The organism is Acidisphaera rubrifaciens HS-AP3, assembly GCF_000964365.1.
GTDB classification, from domain to species: domain Bacteria; phylum Pseudomonadota; class Alphaproteobacteria; order Acetobacterales; family Acetobacteraceae; genus Acidisphaera; species Acidisphaera rubrifaciens.
The window spans coordinates 1-21639 of record NZ_BANB01000410.1 but is presented as its reverse complement, the minus strand read 5'-3'; the positions used below and the strand labels follow the sequence as shown (position 1 = coordinate 21639).

Here is a 21639-nt window from a genome sequence, read left to right as displayed (position 1 = left end):
GCGCCCGCGATGGCCGCGACGGCACTGGCCAGCCTCGTCGCGGTCGCCCGCCATCACGGCATCGACCTGTCGGCCGAGACGCTGCGACGCAGCTATGCGATCGACGGCGAGACGCTGCCGCTGGCGCTCGCGCTGCGCATCGCCCGCGACAACGGGCTGCACGTGGCGACCGCGCGGCTCGGCTGGGACGACGTGATGCGGCTGCGCGAGGCCTATCCGGCGATCGCGCAGCTCTGCAACGGCAACTGGGTCGTCGTCACGGGCACCTACACGGACGAGGGCGAGGACGGGCTGATCGTGCTCGATCCCTGCGCCGAGCGGCCCGAACCGCTGCATCTGACGCGCGACCGGTTCTGCGCGCGCTGGCAGGGGGCGATGATCCTGCTCAAGCGGGCCCGCCCAGTGGAGACCGAGGCGGACCGGTTCGGCTTTCACTGGTTCATCCCGGAATTGCTGAAGCAGTGGCGGCTGTTCGCCGACGTGGTGGCGGCGGCGCTGTTCCTCTATGCGCTCGGCCTGATCACGCCGATGTTCTTCCAGATCGTCATCGACAAGGTCCTGGTGCACGAGAGCTATACGACGCTCGACGTGCTGTGCATCGGCGTCACGATCGCGCTGCTGTTCGACAGCTGCTTCACGTTCCTGCGTCGCTATCTGCTGCAATATGCCACCAGCCGGATCGACATCCGGGTCGCCACCCGCACCTTCGCGCATCTTCTTCGCCTGCCGGTGACGTATTTCGAATGCCGCTCCGCGGGCGTGCTGGTCCGCCACATGCAGCAGGCGGCGCGGATACGGGAGTTCCTGACCGGTCGGCTGTTCCTGACCGCGCTCGACGGGCTGTCGCTGCTGGTGTTCGTGCCGGTGCTGCTGCTGTACAGCGTGCGGCTGACCGCGATCGTGCTGGCGTTCACCGCCCTGATCGGCCTCGCCGTCGGGCTGATGGTGCGGCCGTTCCGCCGGCAGCTGCGCCGGCTATACGAGATCGAGGCCGAGCGGCAGGGGCTGCTGGTGGAGACGATCCACGGGATGCCGACGGTCAAGGCCCTGGGTATGGAGCCGTTGCAGCGCCGCATCTGGGACAGCCGCTCCGCCCAAGCGGTCGCGACACGGCTGGGGGTGGAGAACATCTCCGCCGCGGCGCAGGCGATCACCGGATTCTTCGAGCGGCTGATGACGGTCGCGATCGTGGGTCTCGGCGCGCTCGACGTGTTCGACGGGCACCTCACCATCGGTTCTCTGGTCGCCTTCAACATGCTCGCGGGGCGCGTGTCCGGGCCGCTGATGCAGATGGTCACGATGACCCACGAGTATCAGGAGGTCGCGCTGTCGATGCGCATGCTCGGGGAGGTGATGGCGGCGAAGCCCGAGCGTGACGCGACGCGCCGGGGGTTGCGGCCGCAGGTACGCGGCGAAATCACGTTCGACGGCGTGTCGTTCCGCTATGGCGAAGGCGCGCCGGCGCTCGACGATGTCAGCTTCACCGCGCCGGTCGGCAGCATCCTCGGCCTTGTCGGCCGCAGCGGGTCCGGCAAGACGACGATCACCCGGCTGATTCAGGGACTGTATCCGGTGCAGCAGGGCATCGTGCGCATCGACGGCTGCGACGTGCGGGAAATCGACCTTTCGCATCTGCGCCACACTATCGGCGTGGTGCTGCAAGACACGTTCCTGTTCAAGGGCAGCGTCCGCGACAACATCGCCTGCGCCCGTCCGGACGTGACGTTCGAGGACATCGCCGCCGCGGCACATGCCGCCGGCGCGGATGAGTTCATCGAGCGGCTGCCGCGCGGCTTCGATACCATGCTGGAGGAAAACGGCGCCAACCTGTCCGGCGGCCAGCGCCAGCGCCTCGGTATCGCGCGCGCGCTGATCAGCGACCCGCGGGTGCTGATCCTTGACGAGGCAACCAGCGCGCTCGATCCGGAAAGCGAGGCGATCGTACGCCGCAACCTGCGGCGCATCGCGCGCGGTCGCACCGTCATCATCGTCTCGCACCGGCTGGCGACCCTCGCGGACGCCGCTTCGATCCTGGTGATCGACCGTGGACGGATCGCCGATGCCGGCACGCATGACCAGCTGCTCGGCCGCTGCACCGTGTATCGGTCGCTGTGGCAGCAGCAGGCGCGGACCGCCGCGTGAGCGCGCCGGCGACCGCCGCCGAGGCACCCGCCCCGACCGCGGACCAGCGCGCGCTGGTGCCGGTTGCGTGCCGGCCACCGGCGATCATCTCCGCGTTTCAGCCCGACCCGATCGAGCTGGAGGAACGCGCCCCGCCCCGCCTCGCGCGCATGGTGTTCTATCTCGCCCTCGCGCTGCTCGCGACGGCGGTCGCGTGGGCGTCGCTCTCCAGCATCGACGAGGTGGTGGCGGCCCAGGGCAAGCTGATCACGACGGTCCCCACGCTGATCATCCAGCCGCTCGAAGCCGCGATGGTGCGGCGGGTCGACGTCGCGGCGGGCGACGTGGTCAGGCGCGGACAGGCGCTGGTGACGCTGGACCCGACGCTGCCGGCCGCCGACCTGGTGCAGCTGCGCACGCGCGTGGCCGCGCTGCGCGCGCAGACCGACCGGCTGGAGGCGGAACTCGACGGCCGGCGCTATGTGCCCGCCGCCCCTGGCGATCCCGACCAATCCCTCCAGGCCGCGCTGGCCACCGACCGCCGCGCGTATCGCGACGCATCGCTGCGCAACTATGACGAGCAGATCGCGCACGTGCAGGCAAGCCTCGCAGACAACCGGCAGCAGCAGGACACCGCCGCGCGACGGCTCGACACGCTCACGCAGATCGAATCGATGCGTGACACGCTCGCCACCCGGCAGGAAGGGTCGCGCCTGAACCTGCTGCTGTCGCGCGATGCGCGGCTGGAGGTGGAAGCCTCGTTGCAGCATATGCGCGGGACCGCCGCCGAGCTGGGGCATGAGTTACAAAAGCTTCTCGCTGAACGGCAGGCGTTCATCGAGGATTTCCGCCGCACGACCGGCGAACAGCTGGCCGAGGCGCGGGCGAAACGCGACGCAGCGACCGCCGAGCTGAAAAAGGCGGAACTGCGGCAACGCATGATCGTGCTCACCGCACCGGTGGACGCGACGGTGCTGGAAGTCGCGCAACGCACGGTCGGCTCCGTGGTGCGCGAGTCGGAAACCCTGGTGAGCCTGGTGCCGCGCGGCGCGCCGCTCGAAGCCGAGGTCGCGGTCGCCGCGAGGGATGTCGGCCACCTCGCGGTTGGCCAGACCGCGCGCGTGAAGCTGGATGCCTTCCCGTTCCAGAAATACGGCACCCTGACCGGCGAGATCCGTGTCATCAGCCAGGGCGCGTTCGTGCCGGACGAACGGGCCGCCGGCGGCGGGCGTGCCACGAGCCCGATATTCCGGGTACGTATCGCGCTGGCAAGCCAGCATCTGCCCGGAGCGGCGCGGGACGTGCAGCTGATCCCGGGCATGACGGTGACCGGCGAGATGCTGGTCGGCCGTCGTCGGGTGATCACCTACTTCCTGTACCCGCTGCTGCGCGGTCTCGACGAGAGCATCCGCGAGCCCTGATCCGACGCGGATCGTGGCGACGCCGCAACGCGGCGTGTGGACAGGCCGGCTTTTCAGCGCCGTGAACTCATGACCCAGCATGCGAGATGGCGTCGCTTTTTCTGCGACACGCCGCATGCGATCGGATGCATCCGTGATACGGGGCAACCACCGGCGGTGAAATGCGGCACCTTCGTACAGGAACCATTCGTATACGCCACGCATGTCACCAATCCATCGCGCAGAGGCTACGAATACTCCGATGCGGTTTCGTGACGTAACTGCCGGCCGTAAGCCCTTAGTTCTGTTATTTTAACGAAGAATCCGTCTTGCGCGGCGGCCGCATCTGCTGCACCAAACCGGCCCCGTCGTCGCTACTGAAAGCTTGTGACACCCCGCCTTTGATACGCCCCCTCGTGCATGGTTCGACCATGCGCGGTCATGAGCGATTGTCTCGGAGGTTACGAATAACATGGCCAATGCTGTCACCTATCTTCCGTCGTTCCCCCAGCCGACATCGCCGAACCAAATCGTTGGATTGATACTTCAGAATAATTCGGGCACAGCCACGCCCGCGCAGAACCTCACTTTCGGTGAGGTCTTCGCCGCGGGGGCTGTCGCTTCGGGCGCGAACCTGGTCGCGCAGATCGGCGGGAGCGCGACGCCGGTGCAGATGGATGTCAAGAGCACCTATGCCGACGGCTCCGTCGAAAGCGCGGTCCTCACCGTCGCCGCGCCCACGCTGGCGGCCAACTCGTCCACGCCGGTCATGCTGTCACTGGGCGGAAGCGCCCCCGCCCCGGCGGTCAACCTCGCCGGCGCGTTGAGCAATTACAGCCTCACCGCCGCGCTGATGGTGAACGGGACCGCCTACAACATCGATCTCACGTCGGCGATGCAGACAGCGCTTGCCAACGGGACCGCCAACTACTGGCTGAAGGGTCCGGACGCGACACAGGCGCGTGTATCCGTCCCCGTCGCCGGCTCGCTGCGGCTGGTGGCCGACATCACCGCCAACGCGGATGGCACGTTCTCCGCTACGGTCGGGTTCAACAACGACGTCGCCGAGACGGCGAACGGCGGCACGATCGCGCTGAATGCCAAGCTGATACAGAACGGCTCGACCGTCTACAGCAGCGGCAATATCACGCAGTACCAGTATCAGGACTGGAGTGCGACGGTCGGCACCGCGCCCGCCAGCACGATCAATGTCCAGCACGACATCGGCTACCTGGAAAAGACCGGCGCGATCCCGACCTATGACCTGAGCACGGGCGTCGCGACCTCCGTGCTGACCGGCGACGCGTCCGCCGTCGCGTCCCCCGGGTGGAACGCGCCGCTGGCGCCGAACGGCATCAATCAGCACATGCCGACGACCGGCGGACGCGGCGATATCGGTCCCACCACGCAGGCGAACGCCGACTGGCTGCAGACGCAGGATCAGTCCGCGATGCAGTATGCACTGGGTCAAGCGGGCAACGGCGCGTCGTCGGTACCGTGGCATTTCTGGAACCCGACGGCCGGAACCTGGCTCAACACCGCCAGCTATCCGCAGCTGTGGAACGATCCGCGCGGCGGCAACGGCGCACCGGGCGGCCTGACGCAGCAGGTTGATACCGGCAACACGGGATGGACCGTGGACGAGGCGCATCAGCCGACCCTGGACTACGACGCCTATCTGCTGACCGGCAACCGGACGTATCTCGACAACCTCAACGCGCAGGCATCCAACGCCGTGATGGCGGACTGGCCGGGCGTGCGCGACGAGGGCTCGTACACCGACATCGTCGCCAACGGCGGCGATCAGGTGCGCCAGCAGGCATGGTCGCTGCGCGAGATCGACGAGGCCGCCTATGCCAATCCAGCCGGCTCGGCGGAGAAGGCGTATTTCACGCAGACGATGAACGACAACTGGCATTGGCTGGTCAGCCAGATCCCGGCCTGGACGAAGCTGGAGGGACAGGCCTACGGCTATGTGCCCGGAACCTACGGCAGCACCGGCACCACGATGGCGCCGTGGCAGCAGGATTACTTCGTCAGCACGACCGTCGAGGCGGCGCGCATGGGCAATGCCGACGCGCTGACGTTCCTGAAGTGGGAGAGCAACTTCATCATCGGCCGCTTCTCGCAAAGCCAGCCGGGTTGGAACGCCCATGACGGCGCCGCCTATAACCTCGACATCGGTCCGGCGAACAGTCCGTTGCAGACGTGGTCGGCCATCGAGTCGGCGACCGCCGCGGCCGGCGACAGCAACGGCTCCGGCTGGGCCGCGGGCGACTATGCGCAGCTCGGGCTCGAATCTCTGGCCGGCATCTACAGCGTGACCGGCGATCCCCAGGCGCTTGCCGAAAACAACTGGCTGAAGTCGAGCGGCGCGCCGTTCCTCGACACCGCGTCGTACCAGGGCCTGGGCTCCAGCCCGGCCGAGCAGTTCAACGTCGCGCCCACGCCATCCACCCTGCCGCCGTCGGGCGCACCCGCCCCGACGCCAACACCGACGCCCACGCCGACACCCACACCGACGCCGACACCCACGCCGGCGCCCACGCCCACGCCCACGCCCACGCCGACCACGAACCCGACGCCGGTCCCGTCGTCCGGCCACGTCCTGCAGGTCGGCGCCGGCCAGACCTACGCGACGATCTCGCAGGCAGTGGCCGCGTCGCAGAGCGGCGATACGATCCAGGTGCAGGCCGGCACCTACACCAACGACTTTCCGAACCTGATCAGCCACGATCTGACGCTCGAAGCGGTCGGCGGCGTCGTTCATATGGTCGCGACCGAACCCGTGCCGAACGGCAAGGCGATCCTCGACATCGGCGCGCCGGGCGTGTCCGTGTCGGTGACCGGTTTCGACTTCTCGGGCGCCACCGTCTCCAGCGGCAACGGTGCCGGCATACGCTATGAAGGCGGATCGCTGACGCTGAACAACGACTCGTTCGAGAACAATCAGGACGGTCTGCTGGGCGCGTCCGACACGTCCGGCGCGATCACCATCACCAACTCGGTGTTTTCGCATAATGGCACGGGCGACGGCCATACCCACAACCTGTATGTGGGCGAAGTCGGCACGCTGACCGTGACCGGCAGCACGCTGACGGATGCCGTGGTCGGCCACGAGATCAAGAGCCGCGCCGATACGACGATCATCCAGGGCAACACGATCAGCGACGGCCCGACCGGCACCGGCAGCTACAGCATCGACCTTCCGAACGGCGGCAAGGCGGTGATCAGCGGCAACGTCATCGAAAAGGGGCCGAATGCCGGCAACCCCGCCATCATCTCCGTCGGCGAGGAAGGCGGCGTCTATGCGAACAGCAGCGTCACGCTGTCCAATAACACGGTCCTGAACGACAACGCCTCACCCTCCGTCGTGCTGGTCAAGAACGATACGACCGGGCCGGCGACCATCTCCGGCACCTCCGTCTGGAACCTGACCGCGAGCGAGATGCTGCAAGGGCCGGGGAGCGTGAGCGGAACGACGCTCCTGGCATCGGAGCCGTCGATCGCCGCCGCCGCCGCGCCCACCCCGACGCCCACGCCCACGCCGGCACCCACGCCTACGCCGACACCCACACCCACGCCGGCAGACACGCCCATCGTGGTGGCACCCGGGGGCACGCTGACGACCGCCGCGGGCACCACCAACACGGTCACGATGCCGACCGGCGATGCCACAGTCGTCAGTGGCGGCACCGATACGATCTATGCGGGCGCGGGGTCCGACAAGATCAGCAGCGGCGTGAACACCGTGACGGTGAACCAGGGCAGCGGACCGCTGACGTTCATCGGTGGCTACGGCGGCAACGCCACGCTGAACATGGCGGCCGGCGGGACCGGGGCCAACCTGACGTTGTATGGCAACACCACGATCAATGCCGCCGGCACCTTCACGGCCAATGACGGGGGATCCGGCGCGGGCGCGGATGTTTTCAACATCACCAAGGGTGATGTGACGAACATCACGATCACCAACTTCGGCGATGCCTTCCATCTGATCGGGTTTTCCGCCGGCGAGGCGCAACAGGCCGTCGCCACCGCGCAGCACACTGGCGCGGGCGAGGTGATGTCGTTCTCCGACGGATCACAGGTCACGCTGGCAGGCTGGAACCACGCCATGCTGAGCTGGTTCCAGTAGCTCCGAAACCCGCGCGCCGGAGTCGCGCGCCGATAAGAACGCTGCTAGAATGATCCCGCCGACCGGGCCTATTCCGGACGGTCGGCGGGGGCTGCCGTTTGACCAGCATCACGGTCATCATTCCGTGCTATAATTACGGGCGATATCTCACCGCCTGCGTCGCGAGCGTGCTCGGGCAGCAGGGCTGCGCCGCCCGCGTCCTGATCATCGACGATGCATCGACCGACGACTCCGCGACCGTTGCGCGTGCCCTCGCGGCGCAGCACGCGCAGGTCGACGTGCTGGTGCATGCCGCCAATCGCGGCCACATCGCGACCTATAACGAAGGCATCGACCGCGTCGGGACCGATTATCTCCTGATTCTCTCCGCCGACGATCTGCTGGCCCCGGGCGCCCTCGCCCGCGCCATCACGCTGCTGGACGCCAATCCGCAGGTGTCGTTCGTCCATGGCCGGGCCCTGCGCTTCAGCGAAACGCCGCCCGCCGCGCCGCCCGCGTCCGAAAGCGGGCCGCCGCGCATCCAGCAAGGCCGCGACTTCATCCGCATGCTGTGCGAGGACCCGACCAACCCGGTGGAGACGGCGACGGCCGTGGTGCGGACAACGGCGCAGCGCCGTGTCGGCGGCTATCTGCCCGAGCTGCCGCATGCCGGCGACTTCGAACTCTGGCTGCGTCTCGCGGCGGACGGCGATGTGGGCCGCATCGACGCCTTGCAGGCCTATACCCGCCTGCATGGCGCCAACATGCGCAATCAGTATCTCGCCGATCGCATGCTTGGCGATTTCACGCAGCGCTACGCCGCCTTCCGCTGCTTCTTCGATACCTGTCGCGACCGGCTCGATGCCGGCGCGGCGTTGGAGACGCTCGCCGCGCGCCGGCTGGCCGCGGAAGTCCTGTGGGCGGCGGCGCACACGTTCGAGGACGGCAGCGTCGCCGACATGCGGCGCCTGTGTGCCGTGGCCCGCACCATCAACCCGACCGTGCGCCGGACGCGGCAATGGTGGACGCTGCGGGCAAAGCTGCTGCTCGGCCAGCGCGGTTGGCAGCGCATCGAGCCCGTCGCCCGGCGCCTGCGCGGCGGCGGCCTGTCGGCATCCGGGCGCGCGGCATGACGGCGGCGCTGATCGGGACGACGCTGATCCTGCTGCTGCCGCTTTGTATCGCGCGGCCGTTCATCGGCGTGCTCGTCTGGTCATGGGTGTCGTTCATGAACCCGCACCGCATGGCGTGGGGCCCGGTGCGCGACATGCCGTGGGCGGCCCTGGTGCTGGGCGCGACCCTGCTCGGCTGCGTCGTCGCGCGGGAGCCGAAGCGGCTGGGCTTCGATGGCAACGCCCGGCTGCTCTTGGCCTTTCTCGTGTGCGTCAGCCTCACCTCGCTCGCCGCCCTCGCGCCGCCCGACGTGGTGCTGGACAAGTGGAGCAGGCTTGCCAAGGTTCTGCTGGTGCTGCTGCTGACCAACAGCCTGCTCACCGACCGGCGGCGCATCCATGCGATGGTCTGGATCATGGTCATCTCCGTCGCCCATTTCGGCGTGCGCGGCGGCGCGTTCAGCCTGGCCACCGCCGGCGCCTACCGGGTCTATGGGCCGCCCGACACGATGATCGAGGACAACAACCATCTGGCGGCCGCCTTGCTGATCACGCTGCCGCTGATCGCCTATCTCCGTTCGCAGTCGCCGCATCGCATCGTGCGCCACGCGCTGGCGGCGACGTCGGCGCTGTCGCTGCTGTCGGTTCTGGCGAGCTATTCGCGCGGCGCGCTGCTCGGGCTGGCGGCGATGACCCCGATGCTGCTGCGCCGCAGCCGGCGCAAGCTGCTGACGGTGCTGGTCGTCGTGGTCGCGGTCGGCGCGGGTTCGCTGTTCATGCCGCCCGACTGGTTCGCGCGCATGGACACGATCTTCTCCGCCCACAAGGACGAATCGTCCGAAACGCGGCTGGCGATGTGGCGTACCTCGCTGACGATGGCGGAGGAGCGACCGTGGACCGGCTCGGGCTTCATGGGCCCGTACACGCAATCGGTGGTGGACATGTTCGCCCCTGGCGCGCCGGCGCGGGCGGTGCACAGCATCTATTTCGAGGTGCTCGGCGAACACGGGTTCCCAACCTTCGCGGTCTGGCTGTCGCTGTCGGTGGTGGGTTGGCTGAACACGCGCCGCATCCGCCGGCTGGCGGCCGACCGGCCCGATCTGCGCTGGGCCGCCGAGCTTGCGCGCATGTCGCAGGTCTCGATCGTCGCCTATCTGGTCGCGGGCGCGTTCCTGTCGCTGTCGTACTGGGATTTCTACCTGACGTTGCTGACGACGCTGGCCGCCGCGCGGCGGGTCGTCGTCCGCGCGCTTGCGGACGATCGTGTGCCCGTGGGCCCGCGCATCGCGTCCGCGCCGATGCGCCGTCCGGCGGGCGCGCGGCCGGCGACGGCATTCTCCCGCCGCGTGCCGGATCTGCGGTAGCCGGCGGCATGGAAGGGCTGCTCATCCTTGCGACGGTCATTGCCGTCGTCTGGCTCTGCTTCTGGTCGGTGGCACGTCCCGACGGCCGCCGCCGCTGGTCGCCGTTCGACATGCACGAGGACGTGCCGAGCGACGCCGACGACACGGGCCGCGCCGACCGACCCGGCGGTGCGGCCGCACCTGCGACGCCGCCGCCCCGCACCAACGCATATGGCCCATGGACGCGATCCGGCTCCTGACCTTCAGCACGCTCTATCCGAACAACGTGCAGCCCAATCACGGCGTGTTCGTCGAGAATCGCCTGCGCCACCTGATTGCCAGCCACCGGGTCGAGAGTGTCGTCGTTGCCCCGGTGCCTTATTTCCCGAGCACGTCAGCGATGTTCGGCGGCTGGAGCCGCTATGCGCGGGTAACACGCCATGAGCTTCGCCATGGTCTGACGGTCCATCACCCGCGCTATGCGGCGATCCCGCGCGTGGGCACGCCGGTCGCGCCGTTCCTGCTGTATCGGGGTGCCCTGCGCGCGATCCGCGGCCTGATGCGCGAAGGGCTGCGGTTCGATGCGATCGACGCGCATTACCTCTATCCGGACGGCGTCGCCGCGACATGGCTCGCGCAGCGCCTCGGCTGCCCGGTGGTGCTCACCGCGCGTGGGTCGGACGTCACGCAGCTTCCCGATCAGCGCATCCCGCGCCTGCTGATCCGCCGCGCGATCGCCCGCGCGGATGCGCTGATTGCGGTCAGTGCCGCAATCGGCCAGGCGTTGACCACGCTCGGTGCGCCGGACGAGAAGGTCCACGTGCTGCGCAACGGGGTGGACTGCACGATCTTCCGGCCCGTCGACCGCGCGGCCGCACGCGCGGCGCTCGGGCTCACCCGCACCACGCTCCTGTCGGTCGGCCACCTCATACCGCGCAAGGGCCATCATCTCGTCGTCGAGGCGATGGCCGAGCTTCCCGACTGCGACCTGGTGATCGTGGGCGACGGGCCGGAACGCGAGGCTTTACGGGCGCTGATCGCGCGATGCGGCCTCGGCGGGCGCGTGCGTCTGCTCGGCGCGCAGCCGCATGCGGATCTGCCCCGCTTCTATACCGCCGCCGACGCGCTGGTCCTCGCGTCATCGCGCGAGGGCTGGGCGAACGTGCTGCTGGAGGCGATGGCCTGCGGCACGCCGGTGATCGCCAGCAACATTCCCGGCAATCCGGAAGTCGTGCAGCGGCGCGAGGCCGGCCGCATCCTGCGCGCGAACACGCTGGACGGAATCGCCGCCGCCGCGCGCGAGCTGCTGGCCGATCCGCCGGACCGGGCGGCGACCCGCGCCTATGCCAGCGGCTACAGCTGGGATGCCACCAGCGCCGGGCAGTTTGCGTTGTTCGCGGGTCTCGTCCGTCCGGCAGCCCCGCGCATCCGCGTGCCCGGCGCGATCACCGCGCATCACGCCGTCAGCGGCGCGGAGTGACGACATGCGCATCCTCTACAGCCACCGCATCCAGTCGCGCGATGGACAAAGCGTCCATGTGGACGAACTGATCGCGGCGCTGCGTGCCGCCGGTCACGAGGTGCTGGTGGTCGGGCCGTCGGCCTATGCCGCCGCCGAATTCGGTGGCGAAAGCCGGGCGGTCGCGTTCGTGCGACGTGTGCTGCCACGCGCCGTCGGCGAGTTGGCGGAGATCGCCTACAACCTGCCCGCCTATCGCCGGCTGCACCGTGCCCATGCGGCGTTCCGGCCGGACCTGATCTACGAACGCTACAACCTGTTCTACGTCGCCGGCGCGCGGCTGGCGCGACGCACCGGCACGCCGCTTTACGTGGAAGTGAACTCGCCGCTTGCCGACGAGCGGGCGCGGTTCGGCGGCCTGCGCCTGACCGCTGTCGCGCGCGCGATGGAGCGCCATGTCTGGCAGTCCGCGCGTCGCGTGCTGACGGTCACGCAGGTTCTGCGCGCCCATGTCGTGCGCGCCGGCACGCCCGCGAAGCGCGTGTTCGTGACCCCCAACGGCGTCGTGCCGGACCGGTATGCCGCGCCCATGACCGCAAGGACCGACGCGGTCACGCTCGGCTTCGTGGGGTTCGTGCGCGACTGGCACGGACTCGACTCCGTCCTCGCCGCCATCGCCGCGCACCGGGGACCGCCGCGCATCACGCTGACGGTCGTGGGCGACGGGCCGGCGCGGCCGGCGTTGATGCGGCAGGCCGCCGCCCTCGGCATCGCCGACCGGCTGATCTTCACCGGTACGGTCGCACATGCCGACGTGCCCGCGCTGGTCGGCGGATTCGACGTCGCGCTGCAACCGCGGGTCGTCGCCTATGCGTCACCGTTGAAGATATTCGATTACATGGCCGCGGGGCGCGCGATCGTCGCGCCCGACCAGCCGAACATACGGGAAGTCCTGCGCCACGAGGGGACGGCCCTGTTGTTCGATCCCGCATCGCCCGCGAGCATGTGGGCGTCGGTCCTGCGTCTTGTGGCGGACGCCCCGTTGCGCGAGCGGCTGGGCCGCGCCGCCCGCGCGGAACTGCTGGCGCGCGACTACACGTGGTCGGGCAATGCCCGCCGCATCGCCGCCTGGGCGCGGCAGGATATCGGCCGCGGCGCCGACATCGCGCCCGCCGCGGCGGCGCCCGCGCTTCAGCCAAACAGTTCCGCATAGGCGGCGAACATCTTTTCCTGATCGAACACCGCGACGGCGCGGGCCCGGTTTGCCGCACCGATCGCCCGCCGCCGCTCCGGTTGGTCGAGCAATGCCTGCAGGGCCGTGGCCATCGCGCCGGCATCGCGCGCGACCACATAGGGCGCGTTATCCTCGGCCAGCATGCGCCGCACGTCGCCGACATCCGTCGCCACGACCGGCAGCCCGGACCCCATCGCCTCCAGCACCGACAACGGCATCTGCTCGGTGTCGGATGACAGGGCGAAGACGTCGAAGAGGTTGTAGCACGCGGCCGGATCGGGTTGCGGGCCGGTGAAGACGACACGCGCACCGATACCCAGCGCGGTGGCCAGCGCCTCCAGCCGGGTACGCTGCGGGCCGCCGCCCACGATCATCAGCGTGAAGGCGTGACCGCGCGCCAGCTGGGCCGCGGCGTGCAGCAGCCGGTCCAGCCGCTTTTCGCCGCGTAGTGCCGCGACGGTACCGATGACCGGCGCGGCGCCGCAGCCCTGTTCGGCGGGTGCGTAGCGGTGCAGGTCGACGCCGTTCGGAATGTGGCGCAGTCCGCGTTCCGGCACGGCCCAGACGTCACGCGCGATATGCCAAAGGGTGCGCGACGGCACCACGAGCGTCGCGCCGCGCAACACAAACCGCCGGGTGAGCACGCGCCGCCGCAACTGCCGATCGCTTTCGTCCGGACCGAAGCCGTCTTCCATATGAACGTGCGGGATGCGGACGGTCGCGTTGGCCATGGCCCATTCGATGCTGCCCCAGTTGCTGGTGACCAGAACGTCGGGTCGCAGCCTACGCAGGGAGTGCCGATAGGCCCGGACGCGGCGTATCAACCCGGCCGCCGCGGCCGGTGCCGGCAGAAACGACACGTCGAGACCATGATCCAGACGCTCCCGGCAGTCGATGCGCCCGTCCATCGCGCAGATCGTATGCGCATAGCGGTCACCGTAATGGTTCGCGAGGGTCGCGAACCGCATTTGCGCGCCGCCTGCGACGAAGCTCGGGAAGATGTGCAGAAGCCGACGCGGCATCGGCAGGCAAGTCCTCTGACGGGCGGCGCGCGCGGCCGACGGCCGTACGACACGGGTCCGTTCCGATCTCTAGTGTGATTTTATATGAACTGTTCGTCAACGGACAGTGACTCTTTCGATCCGGTATGATACCGATTGGCGACAGCGAGAGATCCCGAAAGGGGAGCGCGTGGCACTGTTCCTTGTCACCGGTGGCTGCGGCTTCATCGGCTCGCATCTGTGCGACGCCATCGTCGCCCGCGGCGACGGCGTGCGCGTGATCGACGACCTGTCGACGGGCTTCGTCGCCAACCTGCCGCCAGAGGCCGAATTCGTGCACGGCGATGTCTGCGACACGAAGCTCGTCGATGCGGCGACGGATGGCGTGGACGGCGTGTTCCACCTTGCCGCCATCGCGTCGGTCGAGCGCGGTCTGCGCGAGTGGGCGCACACCAACCGCGTCAATCTCGGGGGCACCGTCGCGGTCCTTGATGCGGTGCGCAAGCGGCAGCCGCGCGCGCGCGTCGTCTATGCCTCCTCGGCGGCGGTCTATGGCGAGTGCGCCAGCCTGCCGATCCGGGAGTCGGCGGACACGCGGCCGGTGTCGGCCTATGGCGCGGATAAGCTCGGCAGCGAACTGCATGCCCGTGTCGCGACGCGCGTGCACGGCATCCCGACGGTGGGACTGCGCTTCTTCAACGTCTACGGCCCCCGGCAGAACCCGGCGTCGCCCTATTCCGGGGTGATCTCGATCTTCGCCGATCGCCTGCGACGGCGGGAAGGCGTCACGATCTTCGGCGACGGGCTGCAGACAAGGGACTTCGTCTATGTCGCCGACGTCGTCGCGGCCCTGTTGCAGGCCATGACCGTGCCGCTGAGCGGCGCCGGCGTGTTCAACGTCTGCACCGGACGCGCCGTCACGCTGCGCCGGCTCGTCGCACTGATCGCCGCCCTGTCGGGTGCGGCGCCGACCACGCGATCCGAACCGGCAAGGGAGGGCGACATCCGCCATTCCGTCGGATCACGCCTCAGCGCGCGGCGATCCCTGCGGCTGCCACCCGCCACGCCGTTGCGGACGGGCCTGGCCGCCCTGCTCGCGCACGCAGGCGGCGCCGCGTCCGGTCAGAACAGCCGCCACGCCGCCCACCCGATCAGCGCCCACAGCGCGACCGACCCGGCGATCATCACCGCGATGGCCGAACGCCAGCTCAATTTCTCGTCGCCGCGCCGCAATCGCGCACGGATGGCGAGCAACGAGGGCCGGTCTTGAGGCAGGCGGTCATCTCTGGGCACGTTGCACCAAATCCTGACGAGACAGTCGAAGGGCTAATTGCCCGCGTGGACCCAGCCGCGCGCTCCGGCACCCGCGCTCACGACATCGACGACTGCCCGGGCGCTCCCGCCGTCGTATTGATCACCAGCAATTTCCCGCCGGTCCGTGGCGGCTCGTCGGTAGTCTATGAGAGTCTGGCAAAGCATGCCAGCGGAAGGATACTGGTGGTTGCGCCGCGGCGCGATTACCGCAACCTCCGGCCATTGGCGTGGTCTGCGCACGATGCGGCGGCGCCGTATCGGGTCGTGCGGCTGGCGATGCTGCGCAGCCCGATGAACGACGGGAGACCCGACCGTCGCACCCGACTTCGTCTCGCCGGCATCGAGGCGTGGCGGCGCGCACGGCTGCTGGCGACGCTCGCCGGTGTCCTGCTGCGCGGCGGGATACGTACCGTCTGCGTCGGCGAACTGGTCGCGGGCGCCTGGATCCTGCGCGTGCTGCGACCCATCGCCGCGGTCCGCACGGTCATCTATGTGCACGGCGAGGAGATCACCACACGCGATGCGTACGACGCCGACGGGCGGCGGCGGCGCGCGGCGTTGCAGGCCGCCGACGCGATCATCGCGGTGAGCCCCTTCACCGTGCGTGCCATCCACGACTTCCTCGGGCCGGCCGCCGACCGGCCGGTCATCCTGATCCGTAACGGCGTCGATACCGCCCGCTTTCGTCCCGGCCCGCGCCGCGCCGACCTCGTGACACGATACGGCCTGACGGGGTGCTTCGTGTTCGTCTCCGTCTGCCGCCTGCTGGAAAAGAAGGGCATCGACCATGCGATCGGCGCCTTCGCCCGCCTCGCGGTGGCCGATCCCGGCTGTCGCCTGCTGATCGTCGGGACCGGCCCCGACGCGGCGCGATTGCGGACCATCGCCGAGGATTGCGGAGTCGTAGACCGGGTGATCTTCGCGGGCGACGTGCCCGACGCCGACCTCGCCGACCACTACCGGCTCGGCGACGTGTTCGTGATGCCGAACCGGGCTTTGCCCGACGGCGACACCGAAGGCTTCGGGCTGGTGTTCCTGGAAGCCAATGCCTGCGGTCTTCCGGTCATCGCCGGCCGTGACGGCGGCAGCGCCGACGCGGTGACTGATGGCGAGAACGGGCTCGTGGTGGACGGCCGCTCCGTCGATGCGATCGCCGCCGCCATGTACCGGCTCCGCCAAGACACGGAACTGCGCGCGGCTCTGGCGCAACGCGGACGGGAGGTCGCGACCGCCGCCGACTGGCGCCACCGCGTGTCGTCATTCCTGCATGCGTGCGGAGTGCCCGGCTGAGGCGACGCTGGAGTCAGAACAGACGGTGCAGGTCGCCCGCCAGACGGTGCAACGCGCGGCGCGCCGTCAGCGCGACACGATCCCACCATCCCCCACCAAAGGGCGCACCTGCCCGACGAACCGGTTGCCCTTGAGCTGCACCGGCGTGGCCGTCACGTTGTGGATGAACTCGGTCGATCGCGCCTGATCGTTGATGAAGACATTCCCGACGACCATCAGCTCGTCGGTCGGGCGGTCCACGCCCTCCTCGCCGATCATCACGGCGATGGAGGGATTGCTGCTGTGCGGCCCCTTCTCCATCCGGTTGTTCTCCAGCAGCAGCGATCCGCCGTTCGGGATATCCACCAGAAAGCTGGAATCACCGTTCGGCCCATCCTGGATGTCGTTGCCGATAAGCTCGGTACGCAGGGCCCGCGACTTGATGTGGTGGCCGGCATGGGTATTCAGAAAATGCGACCCCTCGATATGCAGAAGCGCGATCGTATCGACATACACGCCGTGCGCGCAGGCGGCGCCGCAGCGTCCGTTGCCGTCGAAGGTCGAGTTGACGATACGGATATGCGCGGCCGGATTGCGGGCCGACAGCAACCCGTCCTCGTTGTCGATGAACCGGCAGTTCTCGATGGTCAGATCGCCCCCCTCGGCGCGCACGCCCGCGCCGTTGCCATCCATCACGCGGGCACGCCGGAACTCCAGATTGCGCAGCGTCACCCGCGACGAGTCGATCACCAGCAATGCCTTGCCCTGGCATGTCTTGTCGGTGAATACGACACCGGGACCCGTCCCCTCGATCGTCAGGTTGCCGACGCCGATCACCGCGCAATCGTAATAGAGACCGGGCGCGATGCGCACCACGTCACCCGCGCGTGCGACCGCGATCGCCTCGCTCGGTAAGCGATAGGTCCGGCCGGCGCCGACGTCGAGCGTACGTGCCATCGCCCCCTGGCACAGCAGCAGCGCGACCAGCAACAGCGCCACGACATGGACATGCCTCGCGATCATGGGCCGCTCCCTTCCACCACGCCTCGGCCGCCGGTCGTCAGCCGTCCGCGCAAGGCACGCGTGATGCGCCGGGGACCGATGCCGTAGGCGAGACTTTCCGCCATGCAGGCAAGCACGCGCTGCCACGTGCGCGTCTCGTAGAAATACCGCCGCCCGAGGTCCCACATGCATTCCGCATAGATCGCGGCGGCGCGCGGGTCGCCGGCATCCGCCAGCCGCTTATGATGCTTGCGCAGGACCTGTCGGGTGTAGGCGAGCTTCCGGTGCGGGCGCCCGGTGGTGATGCTGCCTTCGCGCCAGTGATACCAGTATAACGGCTCGGGCACATACACGAACGGCACCCCGCCATGGATCAGGCGGATGTTCAGGTCCCAGTCCTCGCGCATGCGGACGTGCGGGTCATACAGGCCGGCCGCCGCCAGCGCGGCACGGCGGAAGAACATGCCGCGCCGAATGAAATCGTCCTCCAGGATGCCGTAGAAGATGTCGCCCGGAATGCGCGACCGCACGATGTCGCGTGTCTCGCCGGTGATTCGCGTGATGTCGGTCACGCACCATCCGGCGCCCGGATCGGCGTCAAGCGCGGCGGTCAGCACCGCGAGCGCGTCCGGGGCCAGCTCGTCGTCCGCGTCGAGAAAGGCGACATACGGCGCTGTGGACACCGCCATCCCGGCATTACGCGCCGCCGGCAGCCCGCGATTGCCCTGCACCACGCACCGGATGCGGCGTTCGCATCGATACCGGGCGATAACGTCGGGCGTCTCGTCGGTCGATCCGTCATCGACGATGACGAGTTCGAAATCCTGCATGGTCTGTCGCAGCACGGACCCGACCGCGCGGGGAAGCAACGCTGCACAGTTGTAGGAGGGAACGACCACACTCACGCGCGCCATCGCTTCAGTCCCCCAACCCGCCGGTCGCCTCGCCCGCCCGCCATGGCCGCCACGCGGCACGGCGCAGAAAGCGCCGCAGCTCGCCGCCGATCGGATGCCCTGTTGCCGCGACGCCCACGCACCACCCGGCGGCAAGCGCGGACGCCGCGAGCAGAAGCCGCGGCAGCGGCGCCATCTCCGGCAGGCTCCAGACGACGGCGACCGGGCCGATGAGCGCGCAGACCGTCAGCGCCACGTTCCGCCCCGCCGTCCACGCGAGGCGACCGACATGCAGCCCGGCCGCGCGGCGCACGGCGATCAGCCAGACGGCCGCGTGCAGCGCGCTGATCGGGATCGCGGCCGCGGCCACGGCGACGATGCCGTGCGGCGCCGCCAGCAGCACGCCGGCCACCGCGATCACCTGATTGATCGCCTGCACGCGCAGCACCATCCGGGTCCGTCCCATCGCGATCAGCATCGGTTGCGCGACCGGCTGCACGATCCAGAACACCCCGCCGATGCACATCAGGCGCAGCAGGATCGCTGCCCCGATCCAGCGCGGTCCGAACAGCACCACGACAATCGGCTCGGCGCACAGGCCGACGAACGCAAAGAACGGCCACGCCGCCGCCGCTATGTGGTCGAGCGATCCCTGTAGCGCCCGCGCCACGTCCTGACCCGACCGCCGCATCGCCGAGAGAACCGGCAGCACCAGGGGCTGCACGGCCTCCATCACGAGGCGCGAGAAGAGGCCCGTTACGGTCTGCGCGCGGCCGAACAGACCGATCGCGTCGAGTGTCACGAAGCGCGCGGTGATGAGATTGGCGATGTTGGTGCTGAACTGGTGCAAGAGCGACGAGAGCATGATCGGCGAGCCGAAACGGAACACCTCGCCCGCCCCGCGCATCGACGGCATGTAATGGGCCCGTTCGGCGCGGTAGCATGCGGCAACCAGCGACGTTGCCGTCTGACCGATCACGCTGGCCCAGGCGAGCCCCAGATAGCTCCATCCGGCGAATGACAGCCCGACCGCGCAGAGCGCATTGACGGTCACACCCGCCACGTTGATGCGCAGCAGCGCCGCGAAGTCCATCTCCCGTTGCAGCACGGCGAAGATGGTCGAGCTGATCGGCTGGACGAACAGGCTGAGCGACAGCACCAGCTCCGCCCGCCGCACGTCGTCGCCATACAGCGCACCGACCAGCGGGCCGGCGGCAATAAGGATGAAGCCAAGGGTCCACGCGACGACCGCCGTCGCGAACAGGGCCGCGCGGATATGCGACGGCGCGAGGGTATCGCGCTGCACCAGGTAGCCGTTGACGCCCATCTCCCGGATGACATGGGCGAACCCGACGATCGCGAAGGCGATGGCGAAGATGCCGAAGGCCTGCGGCGTGATGAGGCGTGCCACGATCATGCTCGCGACGAACTGGATGGCGGTCGAGGCATATTTCTCGGCGAACGACAGCGCGAGCGACCGGCGGATACGGGCGGCGCCCATCCCTGCATCCGGGTCAGGCATGGGCCGCGATCCGGTCCGCTTGCATCGCCGCGGCGCCGCCGGGATGGGCGAGAAAGCCGTCGAACACCAGAAGCAGCCACAACACGGCGCTGTGGTCCATCCGCCCGGCCGCATGCTCGTCGATCAGCCGGGCAAGCGTAGCGGCGTCGAACATCCCGCTGTCGCGCATCCGCGCGCCGCACAGCACCTGCCGCACCTGTCCCGCGCGCTGGCGGAATTGCGCGGCGAGCGAGGTGGCAAATCCCTGCTTCGGTCGCGCGAGCGTCGCCGCCGGCAGCATGTCCGCCATCGCCTCCCGCAGCACATGCTTGCCGGCGCCGCCCCGCAGTTTCATCGACGCCGGGAGCGCCAGCCCCCAGGCCAGCAGGTCGTGATCGAGGAGCGGGCAGCGTACTTCCAGTGAATGCGCCATGCTGGCGCGGTCCACCTTCGTCAGGATGTCGCCGACGAGATACGTCCGGATATCGACATACTGCGCCTGCGCCAGCGGATCGGCGCCGCGCATCTCGTCCATCAGCGCCGTGATGCGTGCGCCCGGATCATGGCCGCGCGTGGCGTCGCGCATGGGCCCGGAGAACAGCGCGGCACGCTGCGCGTCCTGCGCCCGGCACAACATGCGGTAATAGGCTTGTGCCGAGTCAAGGCTGAGCTCGGTCAAGGTGTTGCGCGCGCGCAGCCAGCGCGGCGCCCGGTCGAGTTTCGGATAGGCCCGCGCAAGCTCCCCCAGTACCCGGCGCCGCAGCGGCGCCGGCACATGGCGACGCACCGCCTCCGTGAGGACATGCCAGCGGTGCCGGCGATAGCCGCCGAACACCTCGTCGCCGCCGTCCCCGGAGAGCGCGACCGTCACGTGTCGCCGCGCGAGGACACAGACCTCCAGCGTGGGGACCGCCGAGCTGTCGCCGAACGGCTCGCCGTAGATCGCCGCCTGGCCCGCCGCCGCGCGGATGTAATCCACGGCGGCGATATCGGCATGATGGTCCGCCCCGCAATGTCGCGCGACGTCCGCCGCCGCTGGCCGTTCGTCGTCGCGGCCGGCAAAGCCGATCGTGAAGGTGCTCAACGGTTCGGGGCGCAGGCCCGCCGCCAGCGCCACGACCGCGCTCGAGTCCAGGCCGCCCGACAGAAAGCCGCCGAGCGGGACGTCCGCGATCATCCGTGCCCGTACCGCATCGCGCAGCCGCGCACGCAGAGCGCCGGCCGCCTCGTCGGCGTCCGGGCGGCCGACCTGTGTCTCGCGCGCATCCCAGTAGCGGACCGGCAAACCCGGCGGGGCATCGCGCGTGAGCAGGAGGTAGTGCGCGGCCGGCAGCTTGCGGATGTCACGATAGATCGTGGCCGGGTCCTGCACATGGCCATAGGCGAAATAGTCCGCGACGGCCGCCGGATCGAGCGCGCGGGACAGGCCCGGGACATGTGCCAGCGCGCCCAATTCCGACGCGAACACCAGATCCCCCCGGCCGGTCCACCCGTAGTGCAGCGGCTTCTTGCCCAGCCTGTCGCGCGCGATGAACAGGCTGCGCCGGCGACGATCCCACACCGCGAAGGCGAACATGCCGCTGAACCGCTGGAGGCAGGCAGGCCCCCATTGCTCCCAGGCATGGATGATCGCCTCGGTGTCGCTGTGGCTGCGGAACACGTGCCCCGCCGCCATCAGCTCGGGCCGCAGGGCGGCATGGTTGTAGATCTCGCCGTTGAAGACGATCGCGACCGACCCGTCCTCGTTGAACATGGGCTGCGCCCCGCCGTCGAGGTCGATCACGGCAAGGCGTCGATGACCGAGACCGATGCCGGGCGCCACGTGCAGCCCCGCGCCATCCGGCCCGCGGTGTCGCAGCGCATCGGTCATGCG

At 69.2% G+C, this 21639-nt stretch carries 15 protein-coding genes; 10 read left to right on the top strand and 5 right to left on the bottom strand.

Annotation, left to right across the window (positions count from 1 at the left end; genetic code table 11):
• From B8460_RS12105 to B8460_RS12065, 8 genes are all read left to right on the top strand, one after another.
• Window positions 1–2142, top strand: a 2142-nt coding sequence (locus B8460_RS12105; protein ID WP_048861858.1) for a peptidase domain-containing ABC transporter, incomplete at its 5' end; no start/stop codon positions are given.
• Complete coding sequence (locus B8460_RS12100; RefSeq protein ID WP_199445630.1) at window positions 2139–3542, top strand: HlyD family type I secretion periplasmic adaptor subunit; 1404 nt, start codon at window positions 2139–2141, stop codon at window positions 3540–3542. The genes B8460_RS12105 and B8460_RS12100, both read left to right, overlap by 4 nt.
• Before the next feature lie 646 nt (window positions 3543–4188).
• Window positions 4189–7659 (top strand): right-handed parallel beta-helix repeat-containing protein, encoded by a 3471-nt coding sequence (locus B8460_RS20970; protein ID WP_148360569.1) that lies wholly within the window; start codon window positions 4189–4191, stop codon window positions 7657–7659.
• A 98-nt stretch (window positions 7660–7757) separates the two neighbouring features.
• A complete protein-coding gene (locus B8460_RS12085; protein ID WP_052945230.1) occupies window positions 7758–8771 on the top strand; it encodes a glycosyltransferase family 2 protein in 1014 nt (337 codons plus the stop codon).
• Window positions 8768–10114 carry a putative O-glycosylation ligase, exosortase A system-associated gene (locus B8460_RS12080; RefSeq protein ID WP_048861850.1) on the top strand — a complete coding sequence of 449 codons (1347 nt, stop codon included), beginning with the start codon at window positions 8768–8770 and terminating at the stop codon, window positions 10112–10114. Before B8460_RS12085 ends, B8460_RS12080 begins: the two co-directional genes overlap by 4 nt.
• An 8-nt stretch (window positions 10115–10122) precedes the next feature.
• Window positions 10123–10353, top strand: coding sequence for a hypothetical protein (locus tag B8460_RS12075; protein ID WP_048861849.1), 231 nt, complete (start codon window positions 10123–10125; stop codon window positions 10351–10353).
• The gene (locus tag B8460_RS12070) at window positions 10332–11573 is read left to right on the top strand and encodes a glycosyltransferase family 4 protein (protein ID WP_048861848.1); all 1242 of its coding nucleotides are present in this window, start codon (window positions 10332–10334) and stop codon (window positions 11571–11573) included. The genes B8460_RS12075 and B8460_RS12070 overlap by 22 nt, the downstream gene beginning before the upstream one ends.
• 4 nt (window positions 11574–11577) lie before the next feature.
• Window positions 11578–12765: a glycosyltransferase family 4 protein gene (locus B8460_RS12065; RefSeq protein ID WP_084623575.1), complete on the top strand. Its 1188-nt coding sequence runs from the start codon at window positions 11578–11580 to the stop codon at window positions 12763–12765.
• Here B8460_RS12065 and B8460_RS12060 read toward each other — a convergent pair.
• On the bottom strand, window positions 12744–13808 hold the full coding sequence (locus B8460_RS12060; RefSeq protein ID WP_048861847.1) for a glycosyltransferase: 1065 nt from the start codon (window positions 13806–13808) through the stop codon (window positions 12744–12746). The two genes, B8460_RS12065 and B8460_RS12060, sit on opposite strands and share 22 nt — an antisense overlap.
• Window positions 13809–13977: 169 nt before the next feature.
• Here B8460_RS12060 and B8460_RS12055 point away from each other — a divergent pair, with 169 nt between their 5' ends.
• Window positions 13978–15057, top strand: a complete 1080-nt coding sequence (locus B8460_RS12055; RefSeq protein ID WP_084623573.1) for an NAD-dependent epimerase/dehydratase family protein — start codon at window positions 13978–13980, stop codon at window positions 15055–15057.
• Between the two features lie 68 nt (window positions 15058–15125).
• Window positions 15126–16391, top strand: a complete 1266-nt coding sequence (locus tag B8460_RS12050) for a glycosyltransferase family 4 protein (RefSeq protein WP_241771177.1) — start codon at window positions 15126–15128, stop codon at window positions 16389–16391.
• 66 nt (window positions 16392–16457) lie between these two features.
• On the opposite strand, the gene B8460_RS12045 is transcribed toward B8460_RS12050, so the two are convergent.
• The 4 genes from B8460_RS12045 to asnB all read right to left on the bottom strand — a co-directional run.
• The gene (locus B8460_RS12045; protein ID WP_048861846.1) at window positions 16458–17393 is read right to left on the bottom strand and encodes a right-handed parallel beta-helix repeat-containing protein; all 936 of its coding nucleotides are present in this window, start codon (window positions 17391–17393) and stop codon (window positions 16458–16460) included.
• Window positions 17390–18286 carry a glycosyltransferase family 2 protein gene (locus B8460_RS12040; RefSeq protein ID WP_084623571.1) on the bottom strand — a complete coding sequence of 299 codons (897 nt, stop codon included), beginning with the start codon at window positions 18284–18286 and terminating at the stop codon, window positions 17390–17392. Before B8460_RS12040 ends, B8460_RS12045 begins: the two co-directional genes overlap by 4 nt.
• A 4-nt stretch (window positions 18287–18290) precedes the next feature.
• Entirely contained in the window at window positions 18291–19787 is a 1497-nt protein-coding gene (locus B8460_RS12035) for an oligosaccharide flippase family protein (protein WP_158322823.1), read from the bottom strand.
• Window positions 19780–21639: asparagine synthase (glutamine-hydrolyzing) (asnB, locus tag B8460_RS12030; protein ID WP_048861844.1), on the bottom strand; the 1860-nt coding region annotated here is incomplete at its 5' end. The genes B8460_RS12035 and asnB, both read right to left, overlap by 8 nt.